The sequence below is a fragment of the Rhizobium azibense genome, assembly GCF_004342325.1.
Classification (GTDB): Bacteria; Pseudomonadota; Alphaproteobacteria; order Rhizobiales; family Rhizobiaceae; genus Rhizobium; species Rhizobium etli_B.
This window is the reverse complement of record NZ_SMBJ01000002.1, coordinates 615,019-638,221: the sequence shown is the minus strand read 5'-3', so window position 1 is coordinate 638,221 and position 23,203 is coordinate 615,019. Positions and strand designations below refer to the sequence as shown.

Annotated in this window: 23 protein-coding genes; 14 read left to right on the top strand and 9 right to left on the bottom strand. The window is 61.4% G+C overall.

Annotation, left to right across the window (positions count from 1 at the left end):
• Positions 1-2: 2 nt before the first annotated feature.
• On the bottom strand, positions 3-473 hold the full coding sequence (locus EV130_RS07115; protein ID WP_074065175.1) for a (2Fe-2S)-binding protein: 471 nt from the start codon (positions 471-473) through the stop codon (positions 3-5).
• A 372-nt stretch (positions 474-845) separates the two neighbouring features.
• Complete coding sequence (locus tag EV130_RS07110) at positions 846-1,235, bottom strand: c-type cytochrome (RefSeq protein WP_081377267.1); 390 nt, start codon at positions 1,233-1,235, stop codon at positions 846-848.
• A 362-nt stretch (positions 1,236-1,597) separates the two neighbouring features.
• Here EV130_RS07110 and EV130_RS07105 point away from each other — a divergent pair, with 362 nt between their 5' ends.
• Positions 1,598-2,320 carry a response regulator gene (locus tag EV130_RS07105; protein WP_074065174.1) on the top strand — a complete coding sequence of 241 codons (723 nt, stop codon included), beginning with the start codon at positions 1,598-1,600 and terminating at the stop codon, positions 2,318-2,320.
• Positions 2,317-3,765: an ATP-binding protein gene (locus tag EV130_RS07100; RefSeq protein WP_081377266.1), complete on the top strand. Its 1,449-nt coding sequence runs from the start codon at positions 2,317-2,319 to the stop codon at positions 3,763-3,765. Before EV130_RS07105 ends, EV130_RS07100 begins: the two co-directional genes overlap by 4 nt.
• A 277-nt stretch (positions 3,766-4,042) precedes the next feature.
• On the opposite strand, the gene EV130_RS07095 is transcribed toward EV130_RS07100, so the two are convergent.
• The 5 genes from EV130_RS07095 to EV130_RS07075 form a co-directional block, all read right to left on the bottom strand.
• Positions 4,043-4,957, bottom strand: coding sequence for an SMP-30/gluconolactonase/LRE family protein (locus EV130_RS07095; protein ID WP_132659760.1), 915 nt, complete (start codon positions 4,955-4,957; stop codon positions 4,043-4,045).
• Positions 4,958-4,971: 14 nt separating this feature from the next.
• Positions 4,972-5,922 carry an ABC transporter permease gene (locus tag EV130_RS07090; protein ID WP_132551831.1) on the bottom strand — a complete coding sequence of 317 codons (951 nt, stop codon included), beginning with the start codon at positions 5,920-5,922 and terminating at the stop codon, positions 4,972-4,974.
• A complete protein-coding gene (locus tag EV130_RS07085) occupies positions 5,919-6,866 on the bottom strand; it encodes an ABC transporter permease (protein ID WP_132659758.1) in 948 nt (315 codons plus the stop codon). Before EV130_RS07085 ends, EV130_RS07090 begins: the two co-directional genes overlap by 4 nt.
• Positions 6,863-8,314: a sugar ABC transporter ATP-binding protein gene (locus EV130_RS07080; RefSeq protein ID WP_132659756.1), complete on the bottom strand. Its 1,452-nt coding sequence runs from the start codon at positions 8,312-8,314 to the stop codon at positions 6,863-6,865. Before EV130_RS07080 ends, EV130_RS07085 begins: the two co-directional genes overlap by 4 nt.
• 72 nt (positions 8,315-8,386) lie before the next feature.
• Complete coding sequence (locus EV130_RS07075) at positions 8,387-9,403, bottom strand: ABC transporter substrate-binding protein (protein WP_132659754.1); 1,017 nt, start codon at positions 9,401-9,403, stop codon at positions 8,387-8,389.
• 279 nt (positions 9,404-9,682) lie between these two features.
• On the opposite strand from EV130_RS07075, the gene EV130_RS07070 reads away from it, so the two are divergent.
• Together EV130_RS07070 and EV130_RS07065 are read left to right on the top strand one after the other, a co-directional pair.
• Positions 9,683-10,921, top strand: a complete 1,239-nt coding sequence (locus EV130_RS07070) for a GAF domain-containing sensor histidine kinase (protein WP_074065169.1) — start codon at positions 9,683-9,685, stop codon at positions 10,919-10,921.
• A gap of 13 nt (positions 10,922-10,934) precedes the next feature.
• Positions 10,935-11,699 carry a response regulator transcription factor gene (locus EV130_RS07065; RefSeq protein ID WP_074065168.1) on the top strand — a complete coding sequence of 255 codons (765 nt, stop codon included), beginning with the start codon at positions 10,935-10,937 and terminating at the stop codon, positions 11,697-11,699.
• A gap of 174 nt (positions 11,700-11,873) precedes the next feature.
• Here EV130_RS07065 and EV130_RS07060 read toward each other — a convergent pair whose 3' ends face one another.
• Together EV130_RS07060 and EV130_RS07055 are read right to left on the bottom strand one after the other, a co-directional pair.
• On the bottom strand, positions 11,874-12,416 hold the full coding sequence (locus tag EV130_RS07060; RefSeq protein WP_132659752.1) for an OmpA family protein: 543 nt from the start codon (positions 12,414-12,416) through the stop codon (positions 11,874-11,876).
• A gap of 14 nt (positions 12,417-12,430) precedes the next feature.
• On the bottom strand, positions 12,431-13,105 hold the full coding sequence (locus tag EV130_RS07055; RefSeq protein ID WP_132659750.1) for a L,D-transpeptidase: 675 nt from the start codon (positions 13,103-13,105) through the stop codon (positions 12,431-12,433).
• Between the two features lie 404 nt (positions 13,106-13,509).
• Here EV130_RS07055 and EV130_RS33835 point away from each other — a divergent pair, with 404 nt between their 5' ends.
• The 10 genes from EV130_RS33835 (at position 13,510) to EV130_RS07010 (ending at position 23,031) form a co-directional block, all read left to right on the top strand.
• Entirely contained in the window at positions 13,510-13,641 is a 132-nt protein-coding gene (locus EV130_RS33835) for a hypothetical protein (protein ID WP_257788705.1), read from the top strand.
• A gap of 52 nt (positions 13,642-13,693) precedes the next feature.
• On the top strand, positions 13,694-13,996 hold the full coding sequence (locus tag EV130_RS07050) for a hypothetical protein (RefSeq protein WP_074065165.1): 303 nt from the start codon (positions 13,694-13,696) through the stop codon (positions 13,994-13,996).
• A 32-nt stretch (positions 13,997-14,028) separates the two neighbouring features.
• Positions 14,029-14,649, top strand: a complete 621-nt coding sequence (locus EV130_RS07045; RefSeq protein WP_074065724.1) for an exopolysaccharide biosynthesis protein — start codon at positions 14,029-14,031, stop codon at positions 14,647-14,649.
• Between the two features lie 379 nt (positions 14,650-15,028).
• Positions 15,029-15,685, top strand: coding sequence for an ABC transporter ATP-binding protein (locus EV130_RS07040; RefSeq protein ID WP_074065164.1), 657 nt, complete (start codon positions 15,029-15,031; stop codon positions 15,683-15,685).
• On the top strand, positions 15,685-18,087 hold the full coding sequence (locus EV130_RS07035; protein WP_132551827.1) for an ABC transporter permease: 2,403 nt from the start codon (positions 15,685-15,687) through the stop codon (positions 18,085-18,087). The genes EV130_RS07040 and EV130_RS07035 overlap by 1 nt, the downstream gene beginning before the upstream one ends.
• The gene (locus EV130_RS07030) at positions 18,077-19,150 is read left to right on the top strand and encodes a lipocalin-like domain-containing protein (protein WP_132551826.1); all 1,074 of its coding nucleotides are present in this window, start codon (positions 18,077-18,079) and stop codon (positions 19,148-19,150) included. The genes EV130_RS07035 and EV130_RS07030 overlap by 11 nt, the downstream gene beginning before the upstream one ends.
• A 351-nt stretch (positions 19,151-19,501) precedes the next feature.
• Positions 19,502-19,948: a hypothetical protein gene (locus tag EV130_RS07025; RefSeq protein WP_132551825.1), complete on the top strand. Its 447-nt coding sequence runs from the start codon at positions 19,502-19,504 to the stop codon at positions 19,946-19,948.
• A gap of 399 nt (positions 19,949-20,347) precedes the next feature.
• Complete coding sequence (locus EV130_RS07020; protein ID WP_074065159.1) at positions 20,348-21,751, top strand: aminotransferase-like domain-containing protein; 1,404 nt, start codon at positions 20,348-20,350, stop codon at positions 21,749-21,751.
• Between the two features lie 148 nt (positions 21,752-21,899).
• Entirely contained in the window at positions 21,900-22,295 is a 396-nt protein-coding gene (locus tag EV130_RS07015; protein ID WP_074065158.1) for a DUF983 domain-containing protein, read from the top strand.
• Positions 22,296-22,590: 295 nt separating this feature from the next.
• On the top strand, positions 22,591-23,031 hold the full coding sequence (locus tag EV130_RS07010; protein ID WP_132659748.1) for a SyrB-like regulator: 441 nt from the start codon (positions 22,591-22,593) through the stop codon (positions 23,029-23,031).
• Positions 23,032-23,203 lie beyond the last annotated feature (172 nt).

Sequence of the window (23,203 nt, the reverse complement as noted above, 5' to 3'; positions counted from 1 at the left end):
CCTCAGCCTTTCTGCGCGGCACTGCTGTTTGCAGCGGCGAGCTTGATCGCAGCCCGCACCCGGTTATAGGTGCCGCAGCGGCAGATATTGGTGATTTCGGCGTTGATATCGTCATCCGACGGATCCGGGGTCGTGTTCAGCAAGGCGGTGGCCGCCATGATCATGCCAGCCTGACAGTATCCGCATTGCGGCACGTCGAGCGAAAGCCATGCCTGCTGGACCGGATGGGAGCCATCGGCCGAAAGCCCTTCGATCGTGACGATCTCCTGGTTTGCATCGATAGCGCTGACCGGCATAGCGCAGGAGCGCGTGGCGACGCCGTCGATATGCACTGTGCATGCGCCGCACTGCGCAATGCCACAACCGAACTTCGTGCCGGTCAGGCCGGCCTGTTCTCGCAAGGCCCATAAAAGAGGCGTCTCCGGATCCACGTCGATATCGCGGGTGACGCCGTTGATGGTCAGTTGCACCATGACATGCTCCAATCTCTTGAAAGAAAGTCCCAGATGCGATGGCGGTTTTGTCCGCCATCGCATGCTTGATCAGGATGCACCGGTGGTTACCTGGTCAGCCGGCGTTGCGCTGCGCGTCCGATCTGGACTGGTCGGCCGGAGGAACCGGCTGCGATTGCGAGCTCGCGGACTGGAGCCGTGTGCAACCGGATCCTTGAGCCAGGGAAGTGCCTGCCGCCGCAAGAAGACCGACGCCGGCTGCGAATGCGATGAGAAAACTCTTCATGGATGCCTCGCTTCTGGTTGAAGTTTGAATTGCCTGAGAACGGGAGGACCCATCTCGGGCTGCTACCGGAGCTTCCGCTCCGTCTTTTCCCCGCCCGGCACATGCGCCTAGTTGGCGGCGGAAAGGCTCCTCAGATAGGCAATGATCGCCGATCGCTGCTCCTCGTCACGAACGCTGACGGTCATCGTCGTGCCGGGAACAACCTGTCGCGGATTGGCCAGAAAGGCTTGCAGCCTCTCCTCGTCCCAGACGAAGTCGGACCCACCGAGCGCCTTCGAATAGCGTGCGCCTTGGATCGTTCCCGCCAGCCGACCGAGAAGGCCGGAAAGATGCGGCCCCATCCGGTTTTCGCCGTTGTTGACACTGTGACAGGTGCCGCAGCGGGAGCGGAATAGTCTTTCTCCCTCCGGATCGACCGCCTCCTGCGCCAGACCATTGCCGGCAGCGGCGAGCGACAGCGAGAACACCAGCATTGAGCCGAGACAGATTGGTTTCATTGAAATCCTCACGTCATTGCCTCTTGCATCGTCGAGACTGCTTGGATGCAGATGAACGGGCTGCTTCGCTGCAGATTTTTTAGACACTTGCAGGCTAGGGGCGGTTTGTCGCAGAGATGTGCCAGAGGGGCAGGAGAATTGTCGCGAAATGTCTCAAGCCGACTGGACATGCTTGCATGCGCGCTTGAGGCGGGATCGAAGAACTCATGCGCCAGTTCAGGCTATTCCTCGGAAGGACCGGCATTTCCCCAGGTAACCGGATCGCCGGTTTTGACAAACTTTGATACACTTTTGGAGATGCCGGGGTTTCTCCGTCATTTTATATTGCGGTTCATGTCTTCTCTCCATGCGCGAGGCGCTCCATGCAGTCGGCACCCCATATCGTCGTCGTAGACGATCACCGGGACATCCGCGACCTTGTCGGCAAGTATCTTTCCCAGCAGGGCTATCACGTCAGCGTCGCCGAAAGCGGCGCGGCGCTGCGGCGCATCGTCGAACGCGGCGCCCCGGACCTGATCGTTCTCGATATTATGATGCCGGGCGAGGATGGTCTGTCCGTCTGTCGCCAGCTGCGTGGCACACTGGAGATACCGATCATATTCTTAACTGCGATGGCGGACGACACCGACCGCATCATCGGGCTGGAGCTCGGCGCCGACGACTATCTCACCAAGCCCTTCAACCCGCGGGAGCTTCTGGCGCGCATCAGGGCCGTGCTGCGCAGGGTCAACAGCCTGCCGCCGCAGCAGCGCGAGACGATCAAGGCGAAAACCGTGACCTTCGATCAATGGCGGCTGGATGTCGGTCGCCGGGAGCTCATCGGCGAAGACGGCGTCGGCATCGCACTCAGCACTGCGGAGTTTCGCCTGCTCAAGGCCTTCCTGGAACATCCGGGTCTCGTCCTCAGCCGTGACCAACTTCTCGATCTGACCGTCGGCCGTACCGCCGATTTCTTCGATCGCAGCATCGACAACCAGGTTAGCCGCTTGCGCAAGAAGATAGAGTTCGACCCGAAAAATCCCGCCATCATCAAGACCCATTGGGGTGGCGGTTACAGCTTTTCTGCAGAGGTGGCATCCCGATGATGCGATGGTGGAAAAGGAGTCTTGCTGCGCAGTTCATCGGCTTCTTGCTGCTTGCGCTCGTCATATCGCAAGCCCTTGCATTCCTGATCTCATGGGACGAGCGCGACAAGGCTCTGCGGGCGGCTGCCAAGGGCGAGTTCTTCAGCCGCACCGCATCGCTTGCAAGGCTGCTCGAATCCCTGCCTGTTCCTCTTCGCCAGGACGTCCTGCTTGCCAGTGGAACAGGCTACTCGCGCTTCTGGATCTCCGCCGGCGATCCGGCCGATGCGGACCATTGGCGCACGGTGGCAGTAGCACAGCTTGCAGAACCATTGCCGAACTTGCCCGACTCGCGACGGAACTCGCAGACGCAGTCGAGGCACCTGCCGGCGAAGCTCGGCTATGAACGGGGCCTCTTTGCGGCTGCAAACGCTTCCGATGACTGGACCACCCTGGCGTCTGGACCATGGTCCCTGCCGCATGCGGCCAAGTTCCTCTATTTCGATCAAACGAACGGAATGGGGCTTGCCGTACGGCTCAGCGACGGCAGCTGGTTGAATTCCGCTTATCACAAAGTGATGCCGAGCACGCTCTGGAACACGCAATCGCTATTCTCGCTCGGCATAACGGCGATCGTTCTTTCGATCATCGGTGTCTTCACTGCCAATCGCATTACCCGGCCGCTGCGGGGTCTTGCTTCGGCCGCCGAGGCTCTTGGGCGGGGCGAGACGGTGGAGAAGCTGCCCGAATCCGGGCCTGACGACATCCGCCAGACAGCAGAAGCGTTCAATCGGATGCAGTCGCGGCTGCACCGCTTCGTTGAGGATCGGATGCGCATGCTTGCGGCGATCAGCCATGACCTGCGTACGCCGCTCACATCCTTGCGTCTGCGCGCCGAATTCGTTTCGGATCCCGACGTACAGCAACGGATGCTGGCGACGATCGACGAAATCCAGACGATGACCGAGGCGACACTTGCCTTTGCACGGGGGGAGGCGACCGTCGAGGAAACCAGGACGATCGAGCTCAACGCCCTTGTCGGCAGCCTTTGCGACGACCTTGCGGAGCTCGGGCAGAGCGTCGAATTTTCCGAGGGCGCGAAGATCAACTATCGATGCCGCCCCGAAGGCCTGCGCCGCGCCATCCGCAACCTGGTCGAAAACGCGGTGCGTTACGGTGGCCAGGCCAGGGTCCATCTCTTTCACACGCCGACGACGATCGACATTGTCGTCGAGGACGACGGTCCCGGCATTCCCGAAAACGCAACCGAACAGGTGTTCGCGCCGTTCTTTCGCCTCGAGCAGTCGCGCAGCCGCGAGACTGGCGGCGTCGGCCTGGGGCTTTCGATCGCCCGAGCCATCGTCCGCCATCACGGCGGAGATATCGTTCTTTCTAAGAATCGGCCGGCGCAGAAGTTGCCGGGTCTGCGGGCGTCGGTGTCTCTGCCCAAGGTGATGTCTGGTTGAGGCCGATGGGTGAGGTAGAAGGTGCTGCCGAAGTCTTGGCCGGCCAAACACTGCATCGGATGTTGAGGTGTTGCTGGCCGCCGGCCCGCGTCGTCTTCTAGCTCGCTGATCTGCTTCTCGTCCTTGCCCTGAAAGCATGCACTTTCCCGAGATCAGTTTAAGCGTTGATATCGCCTGCTCGCAGGTCAAGCCGCTCTCGAACGGTTGCGACAAGCTGTACCTCAACCGTCCCCCATTACAACTTTCCGGGCCATCGTCGTCGGAAATGACCGTGTCTTTAAGGCAGCTGAGAACCGGTCACAGCGACGTAAATTGCATAGAGCGAGCGGGTTGCCGCGATGAACAGCCGGTTGCGTTTGGGCCCGCCGAAGGTGAGGTTCGCGACGGTTTGCGGCACGCGGATCTTGCCGATCAGCTTGCCCGTCGGATCGAAGCAATGCACGCCATCACCGGCACTCGACCAGAGGTTCCCGTTCACGTCTGTGCGGATGCCGTCTGGAATGCCGTTGTCGATGAGGCAAAAGACACGGCCGTTGGCGAGCCGTCTGCCATCGACCACATCGAAAGCGCGGATGTGACGCGGCAGGCTTTCGTCATGGCTTGCTGCCGAATCCGCCACGTAGAGCGTTGTCTCGTTGGGCGAGAAGGCAAGGCCGTTTGGCTGGATGAAATCGGTGACGACCGCCGCAAGCTCGCCGGTCGTCGGGTCGAGCCGGTAGACGTTGCGGGTCGGTTGTTCCGGCTCGGCGCGATAGCCTTCGTAGTCCGACATGATGCCGTAGGTGGGATCGGTGAACCAGATCGTGCCGTCGGACTTCACCACCACGTCGTTCGGAGAATTGAGCCGCGCGCTCCCGAAACGGTCGGCGAGCACCGTGATTGAGCCGTCGACCTCGGTGCGCGTGAGACGACGCATACCGTGTTCACAGGAGATGAGCCTTCCCTGCCTGTCGCGCGTATGGCCGTTGGTGAAGTTGGACGGTTGCCGGTAGACGGAGACGCCGCCCTCGGGTGTCCATCGCATCATGCGCTGGTTGGGAATGTCGCTCCACAGAAGCTGGTTCGCGTCGTTGAACCAGACGGGACCCTCAGCCCAGCGGCAGCCGGAATAGAGTTCGTCGAGACGGGCGCTCGTCACGATCATCTGCCGGAAGCGCGCGTCGTGGATTTCATAGATGTCGGCCTCGACCATGGAGCTCTTTCCGTTTATCGCATGCCGGGCCGGCGACCGCCGGCGAGCATGATGACGCTGATGATGATGAGGCCGGTCATGATGAGGCGGATGCCCGCGCCGAGCCCGTAAGTGTTGAGCATGGAAACGACCAGGAACATGAAAAGCGATGCGCCCCAGATGCCTGGCACGTTGGAATCTCCGCCGGCGACCGCCGTGCCGCCGATGACGACGACGGCGATCGACATCAGGAGATATTCCGAACCCATGTTGAGCGCTGCGCCGCCGGAGAAGCAGGCGAGCAGAAAACCTGCGACCGATGCGAGCACGGCGCAGAAAAGGTAGGTGACGAAGCGGGTGCCGTCGACCGGTATCCCCGCCATGCGCGCGGCCGGCATGCTCTGGCCGATCGCCGAGATCCAGCGCCCGTAGATCGTCTTCTCGAGCAGGAACCAGGCAAGGATCGAGATGAGGAATGCGACGATCGCCACGTTCGGCGCGCCGAGCGTGTTCGACGTGGTGAACTCGGCAAGCATGCTTGGAGGCTTGATGCGCAATCCCCGGTTCGTCCAGATTGCGGCGGACTGCACGATGAAGCTTATGGATAGAGTCGCGATGATCGGCGGAATGCGCAGCGCCTTGATGAGCGCGTAATTGCACAGGCCGACGACAAGGCCGATCAAGATGACGACAAGAAAGCCGGGCAGGATCATGCCGTTTTCGACATTCATGAGTTTCAGCGCTACCGTACCGGCAAGCGTCATGGTGGCCGGAACCGAGAGATCGATGTTGCCGGGACCGAGCGTGATGACGAACATCTGGCCGATCCCGACGATGACCGAGAAGGCCGCGAAGGTGAGCGCGGCTTGCGACAGGCCGAGCGTGCTGGCACCAAGCGTTACCATGATTGTCAAGAACCACACGATAAAGGCGGCAAGCCATGACCATATCCAGGGTTTGCTGAAGGGCCGCAGGAGCAGGATCATCGGCGCTTCTCCCGCTTTTCGAGACGGTTGAGCATCAGGCGAAGCGCGAGCACGATGATCAGGATCGCGCCCTGAGCCCCGATCTGCCAGTCCGGCGAGATGCGTAGGAACGAAAGGAACGAGCCGGCGAGCGTCAGCGTCAGCGCGCCGATCACGGCGCCGATAGGAGAGACGCGGCCGCCGATAAACTCGCCGCCGCCGAGGATCACGCCGGCGATCGAAAGCAGCGTGTAGCGCAGCGCGATGTTAGCATCGGCTGCGGTGGTCAGGCCGACGAGGGCGATGCCAGCGAGAACCGCGAAGAAGCCGGCAAGGCCATAGGCGGTGGCGCGCGCCCGGACAATCGACCAGCCGGCGCGCTCGACAGAGCGCTGGTTGCCGCCGATGCCGCGGATCAGCACGCCGAGCGAGGACCGCATGATGACGAGATGGGCGACGGCAGCGATGACGATGCTGGCGACGATAGCCATCGGCGCCAACGGGGGCCTGACAGTCATCAGCCAACGCACCCAGTCCGGCGCCTGCCCGCCCGGTGACGGCAACAGCAGTACGGCAAGGCCACCCCAGACGAAGCTCATGCCGAGAGTCACGACAATGGACGGCAGGTTGCGCAGATGGATGACGATGCCGAGCGCCGCATAGGTGACGATCGCCCCGGCAAGGATCAGAACGCCGGTCACGGGGGCGTCCCGCAGAAAGGTCGCGGTTACGCAGGCGATGAAGCTGACGAAGGTGCCCATCGAGAGATCGAGATCATTCACGGCCATCACGAGCATCTGGGCGATCGTCGCAAGCGCGATGGGTACGGCAAGGTTGAACAGTAGATTGAGCCCGACATAGCTCATGGCGCGCGGTTGCAGCCAGAAGACAGCCGCGAGCAGCAGCGTCAGCGACAGGGCGGGAATGGCAAGACGCATGGCGTCGGACGAGAGCCGGAACGTCATGCGGCGACACCCTCGAAGGAGGCGGCGATGATGTTCGTCTCGTTGACGGCGTCGCCGGCAAGTTCGGCCGCGATACGACCCTCGCGGAAGACGTAGACGCGGTCGCAGAGGCTGACCTCGTCCATCTCCGTCGAATACCAGATGAAAGTCCGGCCGTGCGCGGCTTCCTCGCGAATGATCGCGTAGACTTCCTGCTTGGTTCCGATGTCGACGCCGCGCATCGGATCGTCCATCAGGACAATCGGAGCACGCGTCGCAAGCGCGCGCGCAAAGAGGACCTTCTGCTGATTGCCGCCTGAAAGCGACAGGATGCGGTTGTCCATATCGGGGGTACGGATCTCGATCCGCCGCTTCCAGTCGGCGCCTTTCGTCGCCTCTTTGCCTGGGAGGATGAGGCCGCGCCGGGACAGGTCGCCGAGCGAGGCGATGGAGAAGTTGCGCAGGATGCTCCACAGCTCGAAGACGCCGTTGAGGCGGCGGTCGCCGGCGACGAAGGTGACGAGTGGATCACGCTCAGGCAGCCAGTTGCCGGCCTGGGAGGCATGCAGGGCGAGCAGGAGCTCGGTCTGCCCGTGGCCTGCCAGACCCGCCAGTCCAATGATCTCACCCTTGCGCGCCATGAAGGAAAGACCTGCTGCCTGATGGGACAGGACGAGCGGAGCGGTGGACTGTTCGCGCGCCGAGCGCTGCCCTGTCTCGTCTTTCGCAACGGTGCCCATGGCTTCCACGACGCCATGATGGTCGAAGTCGTGCGCGGGGCGTTCGGCGACAACGCGGCCATCCTTCATGACGACGATGCGGTCGGAGGTTTCGAGGATCTCGTGCAGGATATGCGAAATGAAGATGACGGACCCACCCGCGCCAACGAAGCGGCGGACATGGTCGAGCATCTGGCGAGCAAGGCTTGCATCGAGCGACGAGGTCGGTTCGTCGAGGATCACCAGCCGCGGCGGAACGCCGGCGTCGGAAAAGGCCATGGCGATCTCGACCATCTGCCGCTCGGCAATCGAAAGATCTCCCACGGTCCGAGTGCTGTCGATGCCGTGGCCGGGAAAGACAGTGTCGAGGCTCTTGCCAATGATCTGTGCGGCGCGCTTGCGCCAGCCAAAGCCACCGAGATCGCGATGCATGATGCGCGCATTCTCGACGATGGAGAGGTTAGGGCAGAGCGAAAGTTCCTGGAAGACGCAGCGCACACCGCGGGCACGTGCGACGTTGATGCCATAGCGTTCCAGCCGCTCGCCGTCGCTCGCGACGCTTCCTTCGTGCGGGGTGAGCCCGCCGTTGATCACGCTGACGATCGTCGACTTGCCGGCTCCATTGTGTCCGACGAGCCCGACGCATTCGCCCGGCATGACATGGAGCGTCACGCCGTCGAGTGCCCTGACCGCGCCGAAGCTGATCTTGGCGCCATCGACCGCGATCACGGCCTTCAAAACGTCATTCATGCTGCCCGCCACATCTGCTCGCAAAGGATGCCACGCAGCCATTCGCGGCCGCGCGGCATTGGCCGGAAAAAATTACTTCGCCGACTCGATGACCTTGACGGCATCTTCCTGCGTGTACTCGACGTTGGCAACGCCGCCGGCCTGCGTATTGGCAAGGTTCGTCTCGAGATTGTCCTGGTCGATGCGCAGGAAGGGCACGACGAGGTCCTTCTTGACCTCCTTGCCATCGAGGATCTGCTGGGCGACCCAGAAGGCCAGCGTGGAGACGCCCGGCGCAATGGACACGGACATGGTCTCGTAGCCCTTCGCGTCCTTCTGCTGCTTCCACCACTTCAGTTCGTCCTCGCGGTTGCCCATCACAATGATCGGCATTTTCCGGTCGGTCGCGGCAATCGCCTGTGCCGCGCCATAACCGTCTCCACCCTGCGTCACCACGCCGACGATGTCGGGCAGGCTTGGCAGAATGCCGGCAACAGCCTTCTGCGCCACGTCCTGCGCCCAGTCCCCGTGAACGGAGCCGACGATCTTGAATTGCGGAAACTGCTTGACGCCCTCGTGGATGCCAGCCGAGATCTCGTCGTCGACGAAGACACCGGCAAGGCCGCGGATCTCAAGCAAGTTGCCGCCGTCCGGGAGTTTCTTCGACAAATACTCCACCTGGCTGCGGCCCATTTCCTTGAAGTCGACGGCGATGCGCCAGGCGCAGGGTTCGGTCACGATGCCGTCGAAGGAAACGACGGTGATGCCGGCGTCGCAGGCTTCCTTGACCGCGCCGTTCAGCGCCGTCGGCGAGGCGGCATTCAGCACGATCGCGTCATAGCCTTGCAGGATCATGTTCTGGATCTGCGCGGCCTGTTCCGTCGCCTGGTTCTCGGCGGTGGTGAACGCGTCGGCTGCGGCAACGACGCCAGTCTTCACGGCTTCGCCCGTTACCTTTCCCCAGCTTGTCAGCATGGCCTGGCGCCAGGAGTTGCCGGCATAATTGTTGGACAGGGCGATCTTCTTTGCCGACGTCTCGGCAAAGGCGGAAACGGGCAGCGCGGCGCAAGCTATTGCGGCCGATGCCAGAAGCATCTTGCGGATTTTCATATCTCTCTCCCTCATGATCACGCCGATTAGCGGATCGCTTCACTGCCTGCCCAAAATGGGTTCGAGTGAAAATTGTTCTTGCACTGAGCATCCTCCTCTCAGTAAGGGCAGGATGCGGGAGATCGACCGGCCTGTATAGGGGCAAGGCGGCAAGTCGTTTGCGGGTTTTGCGCAACAAGCTGCGGGTTTACGCAAGACGGCGGCGCTTCCGCGGGCGCTTACTGCGAAGCGATCGCGGCAGGTTGAGGAGCCTGCTGCCGTCTCGGGGAGGAACTGACGATGCTGCATCTGGCACCCGCAGCCATGTTCGACCACTATCTCGGCATTTCCCGGCTGCTGGCGGGCCAGCTCGACTTCCGCTCGGCCATCCGTTCGGTCGCCGCCGAGGTTGCCCACATCATCCCGCACGATCATCTCGATGTCTGTGTGCTGCTTGAGGGCGGCAACTACCACACGGCCTACGAGACAGGGATCGAGACCGCCTGGGGCGACCTTGCCGGCGCGCCGGTGGTCAACAGCCCCATCCGCTCGCTGCTCTGGGGCGAGGTGGACTTTCTTCTGGCGAACGATGCTATGACGGACCCGCGTTTCCACTTCGAGGGCGCATTCAAGCGGCCGATCGTGGAACAGTCGCTGAGGAGCCGCTTGCATGTACCGATGAAGGTGCAGGGTACGATCATCGCAGCGCTTTCCTGCTCGTCGCAAAAGCCGGACGTCTATACGATGGAGGATATCGAACGCGCCCGCATCATCGCCGATCTGCTGACGCCCTATTTTTTCGCCCTGCAGGCGGCCGAGCAGGCGCAGCGATCGGCCATCGTGGAGGCGGAGGCGCGTGCGCGCGAGGAGGGGTTGCGACAAGGCGCGCTGAAACTGACCGAAGCGCTGGAGCAGGAGCGCCAGCGGATCGGCATGGACCTGCACGACCAGACGCTGGCTGACCTGACGCGGCTCGCCCGCCGGATCGATCGGCTGTCGGCCAACGCCGAGATGGCGCCAGAGGCGCTGGAGCCCATTTCCCGTTCGCTCCAGCATTGCATGCAGGACCTGCGCCAGATCATCGAGCAGGCAAAACCCTCCGTGCTCCAACTCTTCGGCCTCGCCCAAGCGATCGAGCATCATCTGGACCGATCGACCCGCGACACGGGATCGGGCATCGAATGGGGGCTCGCCGACGAGACGCATGGCGCACTGGAGCGACTGGAACCGAGTGTCAGTGTCGCGCTGTTCCGTATCGCGCAGGAGGCGATCAACAATGCGGTGCGCCATGCCGCCCCGCTGGCCGTTATGGTTCGGCTCGAGGCTGACGACGACCGGCTGTCGATCGAGATCTCCGACGACGGGACCGGGCTCGCCAAGACGCGGGGACGGATCGGCGGAGGCATCGACAACATGAAGACCCGTGCGCGGCTCATCTCGGCGCGCTTCACCACCGGGCCTGGCCACAACAACCGCGGCACTGTGGTGCGCGTCGTGCTGCCGCTCGTGCCGCACGAGCCTGCGAGCGGGTCAAACTGAGGAAGAGGCTACGATGAAGGTTCTGATCGTCGAGGACGACCCGCTGCATCGGTCCTATCTGCACGAGGCGGTCAACGCCGCCCTGCCGGAATGCGACACAGTTATCGAGGCGGAAAACGGAACCGTCGGCGAAAAGCTCGCCCGCGATCACAAATCCGCGCATATCGTCATGGACCTGCAGATGGCGAGCCGCAACGGCATCGAGGCGGCGCGCACGATCTGGAAGGAGCGGCCGGAGACCCGCATCCTGTTCTGGTCGAATTACTCGGACGAGGCCTATGTGCGCGGCGTCTCCCGCATCGTGCCGGACGGTGCCGCCTATGGCTATGTGCTCAAATCCGCCTCCGACGAGCGACTGAAGCTTGCGCTACGCTCGATCTTCATCGAGAGCCAGTGCGTCATTGACCGCGAGGTGCGGGGCCTGCAGCAGAAGAGCCTCGGCCAGACAAACGGCTTTACCGATTCCGAATACGAGATCCTGGTCGACATCGCGCTGGGCCTCACGGACCGGGCCATCGCCAGGCGTCGGGGCCTCTCGTTGCGAAGCGTCCAGAACCGCTTGCAGCAGCTCTACGACAAGCTCGACGTCTACCAGACCAACGGCGACGACCACGAAGACGGCCGCTTCAATCTCCGCGCCCGCGCCGTTGCGGTCGCTTTCCTGCGCAAACTCCTGAACTACAGCGCTCTGGAGCGGGCTGAGGCAGAGTTGCAGGAGTGGCTTGATGGATTCCATGAAAGCCCGCGCGAAGGGCATCCCCGGCGGGCTCGAACCTGAACTTGCCGCAGCTATCGATGTGTTCTTTGCCGTTACGGCCATTTGCGTTTCGAGAAGAATTCCAAGCGATCGCCGCTCCGGTCCGCCGGACGAGCGCCCATCCACAACGGCAGGCACGGCTGCTCACGCTTTTGCGATCACAGCAGCTGGGAAGCCGAAACGCCCGGTCCGGTCTCAAGCGCCTTCATCATCTCGCTGGACACGCAGATTGGAGACGACGCGCCGGTTCTGCACCTTGCACGAGCGCTCGGCGCAATCGCGGACTTCGCGGTCGTTGCCGTAGCCCTTTGCCCACATGCGCCTGGCGTCCACGCCCTTCGAGGCGAGATAGGCCATTGCCGCCTCGGCGCGCTTCTGCGACAGCGCCACCATCTTGGACGGGGAGCCGGAATCGTCGGCAAATCCCTGCAGCTTGACCAGCCAATTCGGATTCCTGTTCAGCCAAACGGCCTGGTTATCCAACGTCGCCATGGCGACGGAATCGAGCGTGGCAGAGTCCTGGCTGAAGTAGATCCGTCGGCCGGCATTGAGGATAAAATCCTCTTCGCTGCCAGCCGCGATGTTCTCGAAACCTGGCGCGGGATCGTTGGTCTGGCCGGTCATCGGCGCCACGGCAGGTTCTTCCAGGGAGGCAACTTCGCTGGTGGTGCAGGCGGCGAGCGCCACCAGCATGGCCGCGGCCACAAGGCTCCTCGTGTATCCGAGCATAGTATACATCTGGATGATATTCCTTATTGGACCGGGGCTATCTTGCCAACCTGAGCGGCGTTTTCAGCCTGGTCGGCGATATGCGGCAGAACCTGCACAGCGGTGCCGATCGGGCAACGCTGGTAAAGATCGATGGCGTCTTCATTGAACATGCGGATACAGCCGCTGGAAGCATCCTTGCCGATGCTCCCCGGCTCCAACGTGCCGTGGAAGCGATAACCGGTGTCGACGCCGTCGCGAAGCAGATACATGGCGCGGGGGCCGAGCGGATTCTTCGGTGAGCCTCCCGCCACGAATTCGGGCAATTCTGGATGGCGCTTGCGCATCTCCGGCGGCGGCGTCCAGCGCGGCCAAAGCGATTTCCGATCGATCGTGGCGCGGCCAAACCATTTGAAGCCCTCGCGGCCGACGCCGACGCCGTAGCGGATGGCTGTCTTGTTCTCCATGATGACGTAGAGAAAATGATGCCTTGTATCGACAACAACGGTGCCGATCGGCTCGCTGCTGAAATACTTGACGACCTGGCGGTGCCACCGCCTGTCGATCTTGGCGAAGTTGGTCCTTTGGAACACCACGCCATTGTCGACGGCGGTGCCGGCAAAAGAGGAAGACGCCTGCGCAAATGTCGGTTTCTGAACCGCGCCGGTGCCAAGTAAAGCCAAACCACCCAGTAACACGTCCCTGCGGGTCCACACCATCGGCAATATCCCCCTCAAAGCCAAACAGCGAAGTGCCAGTAAATCAGATTTTGAATTGGCCACAACAGAAAACTCCGCTCCTGTCCAAATGACCGAGATCGAGTTAGGGCTGCGCGTGGCCCTTTAAAATCTCCTGTAACCGATTTTCGCGGTCATCTTATTGCCCCCGATCCCTGCGCCTTGCAGGTGCTCGGACCTTCGGTAAGCAGTTTCAGTTCCAGATTTTCGGATCGGCCCGACGTCGCATTCCGATGGAGAGGGCGAGTTCGGACCGCCCTTGACGAGCGAAAGGCCAATCCCCATCTGCGGGCTAACCCGCTGGTCCGGGCCCCTCTGGCGAGAGCCTCGGCACTCTTGCGATGTCGGACCGTTTTCCGACAGCCCGTGCCGATAGGGGATTATCTTTGAATCTTTCTTTGTTGTTTTTCGAGTGGCTGGAAACGCCGCTATCGATGTGGTCGAGCTTCTTCGCCCTCGTCGTCGCCGGGGTGGTCTGGAGCTCCCTCAAGACACAGGATCAGCAGCAGCGTGCATGATCAGCACTGCTCATAGGAACACTGTCAGCTACCGAACAGGAAGGAAATAGATATGTTTTCGGATTTTATCGGCTGGATTTTTGCCGTGCTCGTCGTTGATCCGCTGCAGGCTCAGATAGTGGAACAAGTCGAGCGCGCGCGGCTTCCCATGGAGATCGCTCGTCAGTCCCAGGCCTGCCTCGCGTCCCAGAGCCCGCAGTTGATCGAACGTGCCGCGGGCGACTATGGCTGGGCTGCGGCTACTGTCGTCAACATTGCAATCGGCCGCACTGGGCCGGCGGAGCTGCTCGATAATCAAGATCCGCAATGTGCAGCCCTCCTGCGGGTTCTTGGCGGTGCCGGCGAGGATGCGTAACAGGCGGTTCGGTTTGAGATGGGTTGAATAAGTTGTTCGAACAAGACGGGCACAAACAGTCGCGCGGAGTGGCCCGCGCGCAACTGAGGGAGATGGTGGAACTCGCCCGGGCAAAAGGCGGCCTCTCCATTGGAGAGGCTTTGGAGTGCATGGGTCCGGCCGGCATTGCTTTCACGGTCCTGTTTCTGGCAATCCCGGCCCTGACGCCGATACCCGGCCCGTTCGGCATGGTGTTCGGCACGACGCTTGCTCTGGTCTCGCTCCAGATTAGCGCGGGTCGCCGGACGGTGTGGTTGCCTGCCATCGTCCGAAACCGTCACCTTTCGTTCGCGACGCTTGATCTTATCTTCCGTCACTCGGTTCCGATGATCGAAAGGGTGGAGAAAATCGTGCGCGCCGATCGGATGGCGGTGCTGACCGGGCGACATGCGCAGGCCTTGCTCGGCCTCCCCATCTTCCTGCTCGCCGTGGTGATTGCCCTGCCGATCCCCTTTGGCAACGTGCTGCCGGTGTTGTCGCTGGTGGTCCTGGCAGTTGCCATGATGGAGGGTGACGGCCTCGTCACTCTGATTGGGCTTCTGCTCTCCTCGGCGACGATCGCCATAACCGCGGTTCTGCTCAACCTGATGGGGTCAATGATCTTTGCAGCGTAGAGACGCACAGTTTGACGCCTTCAAGAGTCGTGGTCGTCCCAGCCAGCCCCTTCTTAATCTACTCTGGTGGCGGCGACGCCCGAACACGGTCTCTGCATCGTTCCGGTGCCGATAGGATGGGCGTTTTCGGAACCTGGCCTGATTGTGCTGGCGGCCATGGTGGCGACGCAGCGAACGAACCCGGCCAGTTCGCCATGAAATGTCCTCTCAAACTTGCCACCAACAAGCTTGCGCAGGTCCCTGGGCGTCCCGGCGACATCAAGAACACAGGCGCTGGCGGAGTATTGATGCCGCGTGGTCGAAATCGCCATGCAAGAATGGTTACAAAGCCGACGGTTGTGCCTAAATACTCTGACATCGTCATCGATCCCGAACTCAGATGCTGCTCTCGCTCCGCAATGTCAGAAAATCCTATTTGATCGCCGAAGGACCTCTTGAGATCCTGAAAGGCGTGGATTTCGATATCGATGCCGGCGAAAGCGTCGCGTTGACCGGCGAGTCGGGAAGCGGAAAGAGTACCCTGCTTCACCTGGTCGGCGGGCTTGACTATCCAGATGCCGGACAGATCCTGTCAGCGGGCGTGGATATTGCCGCTTTGGACGATCGGGGAAGGGCCCAGTATCGACGTTCGCAGGTCGGGTTGGTGTTTCAGCAGTTCAACCTGATTCCGTCGCTCGATGTCGCAGCCAACATTTCCTTCCATGCAAGGCTTGCTGGCCGGCACAATCCTGACTGGGAGCGGCAGCTCGTGGAAAATCTTGGCATCGAGGCGCTTCTCGCCCGATACCCAGAGCAGCTTTCCGGCGGCCAGCAGCAGAGGGTGGCGATCGGCAGAACGCTTGCTGCGCGGCCGCCCCTTGTTCTCGCCGACGAACCGACCGGCAACCTCGACGAAGCGACCGGGGACGCTGTGCTCGCCATCATGCTGTCGCTGACGAAGAGTGCAGGGGCTGCGCTTTTGATGGTAACGCATTCCTCGAGGCTGGCACAGATGCTCGACCGCAGCGTTCATCTCAGCGGCGGAAAGATCGCCTGATGCTCTGGACCGCCGCAACGGCTCTCGTTTCGCATTGGCGGCGTCGGCCCCTTCAATTTTTTACGCTTATCCTCGGCCTTTCATTAGCGACTGCGCTTTGGTCGGGTGTCCAGGCGATCAACGCAGAGGCGCGGGCGAGTTACGCGCGGGCAGCTTCTGTGCTCGAGCAGAACGAATTGACGCAACTCGTACCGAGAAACGGCAATTCCGTTCCCCTAAGCACGTATTCCAAATTGCGAAGGGCAGGCTGGAACGTCTCGCCCATTATCGAAGGCGACCATCGCTTCGGAAATGTCCGTGTGCGGCTTATCGGCAGTGATCCGTTGACGATGCCGGCGCAGGGGCGTGGCTTGAACACTGCAGAATGGAACGGCCTGGCGGCCTTGACGGGTACCCTTGTGGTTTCAAAGGCGACGGCCCTGAGGCTCCAGGGGCACACCCAGATGCAGCTCGAGGTGTCGCCAGACCTGCCGGACGGAGCCGCGTTCACCGATATCGCCGTCGCCGAGCAGCTTCTCGACAGACACGGCGAGGTAAGCCGTCTCGTCGTTTCGCCGGAACAACGGGCGAATCTGACTTCGCTCGACATTCTCGCACCCGAGGTCGCAATAAAGCCACCGGGCGACCGTCCGGATGTCGCACAGCTCACCGACAGCTTCCACCTCAACCTCACAGCGTTCGGTTTCCTGGCGTTTGCCGTCGGTCTGTTCATCGTATACGCGACGATCGGCCTGGCGTTTGAGCAGCGCAGAGCCACTTTCCGGACCTTGCGCTCTCTCGGGCTTTCCCTGTCGTCGCTGAACATCCTGCTGATGACGGAGCTTCTGACGCTGGCCTTCTTTTCAGGGCTTGTCGGCGTGGTGATCGGTTATTTCGTGGCGTCCCTGTTGCTCCCGGATGTGGCTGCAACCCTTAAGGGGCTCTATGGAGCGAGCGTCCCGGCTACACTGACGATCCGGCCGGAATGGTGGGCAACGGGGCTCGGAATAGCGGTCGGCGGAACGATCGTGTCGTCGGCCCAAAGCCTCTGGCGGGTCCGGTGCATGCCGTTGCTGGCTGCAGCCCAGCCTCGCGCCTGGGCCCGAGCGACGGCAATCGGTATCCGACTGCAGTTTTTGGGTGGGCTTGCGCTGCTGATTGCGTCGGTCACTTTGGCGAATGTCGGACACGGGCTGGTCGCAGGCTTCGCAGTGCTGGCCTGCCTCTTGCTCGGAGCGGCCCTGATGCTACCGGGCATGCTATCGGCGTGTCTTGCCGTCATGCAGAGAAACTCTTCACGCGTACTCGTCACGTGGTTCTGGGCCGATACGCGGCAACAGCTGCCTGGACTAAGCCTTGCCCTGATGGCGCTGTTGCTGGCGCTCGCCGCCAATGTCGGTGTCGGCACGATGGTCTCCAGTTTCCGCCTGACTTTCATCGGCTGGCTCGACCAGCGGCTGGCGGCAGAGCTTTACGTCACTGCGCGAGAGGAGAACGAAGCGATGCGCTTGCGGACATGGCTGTTGGACCATTCGACGTCGGTCCTTCCCATCTGGAGCATCGAGGGTGAGGTGCTCGGAGACAGGCTGCAGATTTTCGGCGCAGCTGCAGGCGACCCGACCTATCGGGACAACTGGCCACTCTTGTCAGGCACGACCAATGTCTGGGACCAGGTCGCAGCAGGGCAAGGAGCGCTCATCAACGAGCAGTTTTGGCGTCGCAAGGGGCTCGAAATTGGCGATCGCCTGGTCCTGCCCGGCAATTGGACAGTTCCCGTCGTTGGCGTCTATTCTGACTACGGCAATCCAAAAGGACAGGTCATCGTCGGCGTCGAAGCCCTGACGGCACATTACGCGGATGTCCCAAAGCTGAGGTATGGTGTGCGTGTACGGCCGGTCGAGGCTGCGGCGCTGAAGGAACGCCTGACGACTGAATTCGGTCTGCCTTCTGAAAACGTCATCGACCAGGCTTCACTGAAGCAGCAATCCCAGGCGGTCTTCGACCAGACCTTTGCCGTGACCGGAATGCTCAATCTCTTCACCCTCGGCGTTGCAGGTTTTGCGATGTTCTCCAGCCTGCTGACCTTGTCGGGCATTCGACTGCCGCAGCTTGCGCCTGTCTGGGCGATGGGGATCAGGCGACGTGATCTTGGGCTGCTCGAAGTGCTGCGCACTCTGGCGCTGTGGCTCGCGACCTTCGTTGCCGCGGTCCCCGTCGGCCTTGCGCTTTCCTGGGTGCTGCTGTCGATCGTCAATGTCGAGGCTTTCGGCTGGCGGCTGCCGTTGCAGATTTTCCCCATGGACTGGCTCGTCCTCGGGTTGGTGGCGCTGGCTGCGGCGATCCTGTCTGTCTTTATTCCGCTCCGACGGCTGGCGACGGTCGCGCCATCGGATTTGCTGAGGGTGTTTGCCAATGAACGCTAGAGGTCTACTGGCCGCCTTTGTTGCCGTAGCCACGGCAATCTCTGTTCCTGCCGCCGCCATTTCGCAAGGATTTGCCGGCCTGGGCTCGACCGCCGAGGGCTTCGCTGTTCCACGCCCCGGAATACAACTGAGCTTTCCGCAAGATCACGGCCCCCATCCCGAATTCCGCATCGAATGGTGGTACATTACCGCAAACCTGGAGAGCGAGGATCGGACGCAGTACGGCGTACAATGGACACTTTTCCGCGCCGCCCTTGCGCCGAAGACCGAGGGCGGCTGGTCGGATCCTCAAGTCTGGCTGGGCCATGCTGCGATCACCGCGAAAGATCGGCACCTCTTGGCCGAAAAACGCGCCCGCGGAGGGGTCGGCCAAGCAGGTGTCGAGGCCATACCCTTTCTAGCCTGGATCGATGATTGGGAAATGAAAGGCCTGTCCAAACCGGGCGCCGACCAGCTAGACAAGCTTAGCCTCCACGCGACCGGAAAGGATTTCGCCTATAGGCTCGAACTCTCGGCCAGCGGTCCTCTCGTGCTGCAGGGAGATCAAGGCTATTCGGTGAAGTCGGCCGAAGGGCAGGCGAGCTATTATTACTCGCAGCCGTTCTATGAGGTTTCGGGTTCTCTCGACATTGGCGGCAAGACCGTTCGGGTCAGCGGCAAGGCATGGCTTGATCGAGAATGGTCGTCGCAGCCCCTCGCCAAGGATCAAACCGGATGGGAGTGGTTTTCGCTCCACCTGGATTCCGGTGAAAAACTCATGGCGTTCCGTCTTCGCGACAGCCGCGGCGGCTACACATCGGCAAACTGGATTTCGCGTGATGGCAGGCCTGCCCCTGTGCCGCCGGGATCACTGCAGATAACGCCTTTGCGAACAGCACACGTCGGCGAGCGGGATGTCCCGGTTGCATGGCGCGTGCGGATTGCCGAGCGTGGCTTCGACGTGACGACGAGCCCCTTGAACGACAAAGCGTGGATGGCAACTACCACCCCCTATTGGGAAGGTCCAATTTCGTTCAAGGGAAGTGCTGCGGGGTATGGCTATTTGGAAATGACGGGATACTGACGATGATCGGAATTGGGCCATTTCCCCAATCCCGACGCGGCTCTCCTTGCTCCTGGCAAAACACAAGATGATTGATTTGGGGCAGCGATCCTCAGCGACGGCATGAGACTTTTAGCCTTCCGCCACTGTTCCACCGCCGGGACGCAAAGACAGGTTGCATTGCTGGACGCCCAGTAGCGACAAAAATTATCTTTTGTTAATTACAGGTCTTGCCGGCAAGCTTCTATCCTGTCGCATTGCAGGTCGAGAACCGCCGGCGATGAGTGACCACCGCGACACGACGGAACTGGACGACACTGCGGACGGGAGGATGAAAAAAGACAATCGTCCTCCACATTCGGGAGATGCAAAATGCGCTCTTTGATCGTTAAGGCGGCGCTCACCGCCATCCTCATAACTGTCCCGCTAGCAACCGCTTTCGCTGCGTCCCATCCTTCCCGCCATTCCCACGGTGCGCGCGCCGGCGAGAATGATCATCGCACTCATTGGGCTCGGAGCGAGCCTGGCGACGATGACCCACTTGTGGATCCAATGCCGATGTTCATCACAGACAGCCGGATGGACACCATACTTGCCGAGATCAGTGCCGCAGACGGCCGTATCGCCGCCGATAGCGGGCGAATGATGCTCAGTGCCGCTGAAGTTCGTGATCTCCGTTCGCAAGAAGCCGCGATCCGCAGACAAGCCATCCAGGTGGCGCTCAGCGACGGTATGATATCCAGGTTTCATTATCACGTGATAGAGCATCAGATTGCCGATCTCGACAGAGCGATATCGCGCAAGGTCCGCCACGCCTGACTTTATCATCGCGACATGAGGCCGCTCGTCCGGGCGGCTTTTGTCCTTGTTGAACTGGCAAGATCAGGTGTGGCCGGCACCGATCGTGGCTGCGCTATTTATCTCTGGTTCTGCCGAACTTCAGATCGTTGTTTCGATCTCGGTTGGGGACCGAGCGACCTGTTCGGCCCCGAGAAGCAGCGGAAAAGTCGAGGCTGAATGCCTGTGGCAGAAGCTTGAGGGATGGCGAGCAGCTCACTGCTTTACGCAGCCGGCGGCCATCTCGTAAGCCGTGGCGGCCATTGCCTGAAAGGCTGCACTGGCGACCATTCGCGTCGCGGTTTGAGACATTCCTCGTGACAGAAAGAGGTTGCAACAATATACAGTCAATATCGATGAAGAAGGACATGTGATATCCCCATGAAAGACTGGCGACCCGACCTCAGCCGCAGCAACAGCCCCCGCTACATGGCCATCGCCGACCTTATCGAGATGGATATGCGCAGCGGTCATCTGGCCATCGGTGATCGTCTGCCGCCGCAGCGCGAGTTGGCAAAGCACCTGGGAATCGATTTCACCACCGTCGCGCGTGGTTATGCCGAGGCGCAGAAGCGCGGACTGGTGGATTCGCACGTTGGCCGCGGCACGTTCGTCACCGGTGGGGCCGACAAGGAGCGGCGGGGCTTTGCGTCAGACACCGCCCCCGATCCGCGCCGGTCGTCTGCGATCGACCTTTCGATGAACATGCCGCCGGAGCCCAACGATCCGGAATTGATCGAGCGGATGCGCGAGGGCATCTCGGCGGTGGCCTCCAGCCTTATCCCGCTTCTGCGCTATCAAGGATTTGGCGGCTCGGGCATGGACAAGGAGGCCGCCGCCACCTGGCTCGGCCGTCGCGGCCTTGTCCCTTCGCAGGAGCGCATCTTCGTGACACCCGGCGCTCACCCGGCGCTGCTTTCGATTTGCGGCCTGCTGGCAAGGCCCTCCGAAACCATCCTGTCAGAAAGCATCACCTATCCCGGCATCCGCTCGATTGCAGCGCAGTTGCGTCTCAATCTCTCGGGTTTGCCGATGGACGCTCAAGGCATCTTGCCGGACGCCTTTGGCGAAGCCTGCGAGCGATTGAAGCCCAAGGGAATCTATCTCAACCCGACCCTGCAGAACCCGCTTACCCTGACGATCCCAGAGCAGCGGCGCCAAGAGATCTGCACGGTGGCGCGCAAATATCACGTCCCGATCATCGAGGATGACGCCTATGGCTTCATTCCGCTGGATGCACCGCCGCCGTTTGCCGCAATGGCCCCGGACCTCACCTGGCATATCGGCGGCTTGGCAAAGTGCATCGGCGCCGGGCTCCGGCTAGCCTATGTCGTTGCACCAGATACCAAGGCGATCTGGCCGTTTGTCAGCGCCATGCGTGCCAATAATGTCATGGCCTCTCCGCTCACCATGGCCCTTGCCACGCGGTGGATCGAAGATGGCACGGCCGATACGATCCTGCGGTTCATCCGCAAGGAGGCAGCGGCACGCCAGGAAATGGTCGCAGCCATTCTTGCGCCTGGTAGCTATCGTGGCGATCCGATCAGCTTCAATATCTGGCTGCCGCTGACGAACGGCTGGACGCGGTCGATCTTCGGCAGCCACATGCGCGCCTCCGGCATTGGCGTCGTCGCCAGCGATGCATTTACGGTCGAAGGTCAGGTGCAGGAGGCGGTGCGCGTCTGCCTTGGAGGCCCCATCGACCGCAAAAGGCTGCGGAGCGCTCTCGAATTCATGGGCCACGCACTCGAAGGCTCACCTGAACTGGCGGCGTCCTTCTTCTAGTTTGGCGCGCCCTGTCAATGATCCGGAATGAGAGTTCTGCGGCAATATGCCATATCGCATCAAACCAAGATATGAACCTATATTGAATGCATACAACTCCACGGATGAATGCATGCATTTGCGCGTGCATGGACGAGGATCGACCTTCATGCAAACCGAGTGGCCACCAATTCCGCCGACGGCAACAGGGCTCAAGGGACGATGCCCGCGCTGCGGCCAGGGGCATATGTTCAACGGCTTCCTGAAGATCAGGCCCGAATGCGAGGTCTGCGGCCTCGACTACAACTTCGCAGATCCGGCGGATGGTCCCGCATTCTTCGTCATCTGCTTTGCTTGCGTGCCAAGTGTGCTGCTCGGCGTGTGGCTCGAGGTCCAGTACAGCGCGCCCTTGTGGGTCCACCTGCTGGTCACCGGTCCCTTTATGCTGGCGACATGCATCCCGCCCCTGCGGCCGCTGAAGGGATGGTTGGTGGCCAGCCAATATTTCTACAAGGCGGAAGAGGGCAAGCTCGCGCGTATCTCTCCTGCGTCGAAAGAGGTTTAAGTCCTGCTGCCGACGCAAACCGGCTCAAGCTATCGGCACCGGGCAACGCCGACTTCGGATCCTCGACGAGGCCAGTTGAATCAACGCACGCATTTCATAAAACAGCCGAGCTCATTCGGATCGCTGCCCGCAGTTCGAACAGGCTCGTGGCGAGCGAGGAGCGTCAGCTGCTTCGCCGATCTTCAAATACCGGCGTTGGCGCCGTGTCTCAGCGTGAGCTATCCATAAGGCGCTCGTGTTGACTCCGTCTTTCACTCAGCTCAAAAGAACACTTACCTACAGAGGGAGAAAACTGATGGCTGACGAGAACAATACGGGCTCCACTACCGAAGTCGCAGGGACGGATGCAGCCGAAAAGATGCCGGCGACTAAAAAGCCGCGCGCACCGCGGGGCCAGAAGGCATCTGCCGGAGCAACCGTGGCTGCATCACCTGCCAAGACGGCACAGCTGCCGGGTGGTCGCAGGAAGAGTGGTGATCAGGCCGGGCAGGCAAAGCTGGCGCCCCAGGAAACGCAAATCACTGGCAAGAGCGCGAGCAAGGATCCAATCAAGGATATCGGTAGAAAGCGGACGCCAAAGCAAACCGTGCAGACAGCCAAGGCGCCGTTAGCGGCTTTTGATGAGTTTGCAGAGCTTACTCAGCTTGAAGAAGAGAATAAAAGGCTTCGAAAAACCCTCGCAGATAAGCTTCGCGCGGAAAATACCGATCTGCGCAAGCGGCTCGGGCTCGTCTGATCGACAAGCATGGGGCTCGGCCGGGAGATCGACAGTAGAGATCCGGCCAGCCTCAGTCGGGGGCCGGATCTAAAGCTGCGGCAACGCCCTGCTGCGGATTGCTCGAGGTTGAAGCACTATGAAAACACCATGGAAATTCCTTGCTCAGTTGGCTTCGCGAAGGCGGCCGATA

Coding starts and splice junctions, on each gene's coding strand:
- EV130_RS07115 (WP_074065175.1), bottom strand. CDS start 473: ATGGTGCAACTGACCATCAACGGCGTCACCCGCGATATCGACGTGGAT.
- EV130_RS07110 (WP_081377267.1), bottom strand. CDS start 1,235: ATGAAACCAATCTGTCTCGGCTCAATGCTGGTGTTCTCGCTGTCGCTC.
- EV130_RS07105 (WP_074065174.1), top strand. CDS start 1,598: ATGCAGTCGGCACCCCATATCGTCGTCGTAGACGATCACCGGGACATC.
- EV130_RS07100 (WP_081377266.1), top strand. CDS start 2,317: ATGATGCGATGGTGGAAAAGGAGTCTTGCTGCGCAGTTCATCGGCTTC.
- EV130_RS07095 (WP_132659760.1), bottom strand. CDS start 4,957: ATGGTCGAGGCCGACATCTATGAAATCCACGACGCGCGCTTCCGGCAG.
- EV130_RS07090 (WP_132551831.1), bottom strand. CDS start 5,922: ATGATCCTGCTCCTGCGGCCCTTCAGCAAACCCTGGATATGGTCATGG.
- EV130_RS07085 (WP_132659758.1), bottom strand. CDS start 6,866: ATGACGTTCCGGCTCTCGTCCGACGCCATGCGTCTTGCCATTCCCGCC.
- EV130_RS07080 (WP_132659756.1), bottom strand. CDS start 8,314: ATGAATGACGTTTTGAAGGCCGTGATCGCGGTCGATGGCGCCAAGATC.
- EV130_RS07075 (WP_132659754.1), bottom strand. CDS start 9,403: ATGAAAATCCGCAAGATGCTTCTGGCATCGGCCGCAATAGCTTGCGCC.
- EV130_RS07070 (WP_074065169.1), top strand. CDS start 9,683: ATGCTGCATCTGGCACCCGCAGCCATGTTCGACCACTATCTCGGCATT.
- EV130_RS07065 (WP_074065168.1), top strand. CDS start 10,935: ATGAAGGTTCTGATCGTCGAGGACGACCCGCTGCATCGGTCCTATCTG.
- EV130_RS07060 (WP_132659752.1), bottom strand. CDS start 12,416: ATGTATACTATGCTCGGATACACGAGGAGCCTTGTGGCCGCGGCCATG.
- EV130_RS07055 (WP_132659750.1), bottom strand. CDS start 13,105: ATGGTGTGGACCCGCAGGGACGTGTTACTGGGTGGTTTGGCTTTACTT.
- EV130_RS07050 (WP_074065165.1), top strand. CDS start 13,694: ATGTTTTCGGATTTTATCGGCTGGATTTTTGCCGTGCTCGTCGTTGAT.
- EV130_RS07040 (WP_074065164.1), top strand. CDS start 15,029: ATGCTGCTCTCGCTCCGCAATGTCAGAAAATCCTATTTGATCGCCGAA.
- EV130_RS07035 (WP_132551827.1), top strand. CDS start 15,685: ATGCTCTGGACCGCCGCAACGGCTCTCGTTTCGCATTGGCGGCGTCGG.
- EV130_RS07030 (WP_132551826.1), top strand. CDS start 18,077: ATGAACGCTAGAGGTCTACTGGCCGCCTTTGTTGCCGTAGCCACGGCA.
- EV130_RS07025 (WP_132551825.1), top strand. CDS start 19,502: ATGCGCTCTTTGATCGTTAAGGCGGCGCTCACCGCCATCCTCATAACT.
- EV130_RS07020 (WP_074065159.1), top strand. CDS start 20,348: ATGAAAGACTGGCGACCCGACCTCAGCCGCAGCAACAGCCCCCGCTAC.
- EV130_RS07015 (WP_074065158.1), top strand. CDS start 21,900: ATGCAAACCGAGTGGCCACCAATTCCGCCGACGGCAACAGGGCTCAAG.
- EV130_RS07010 (WP_132659748.1), top strand. CDS start 22,591: ATGGCTGACGAGAACAATACGGGCTCCACTACCGAAGTCGCAGGGACG.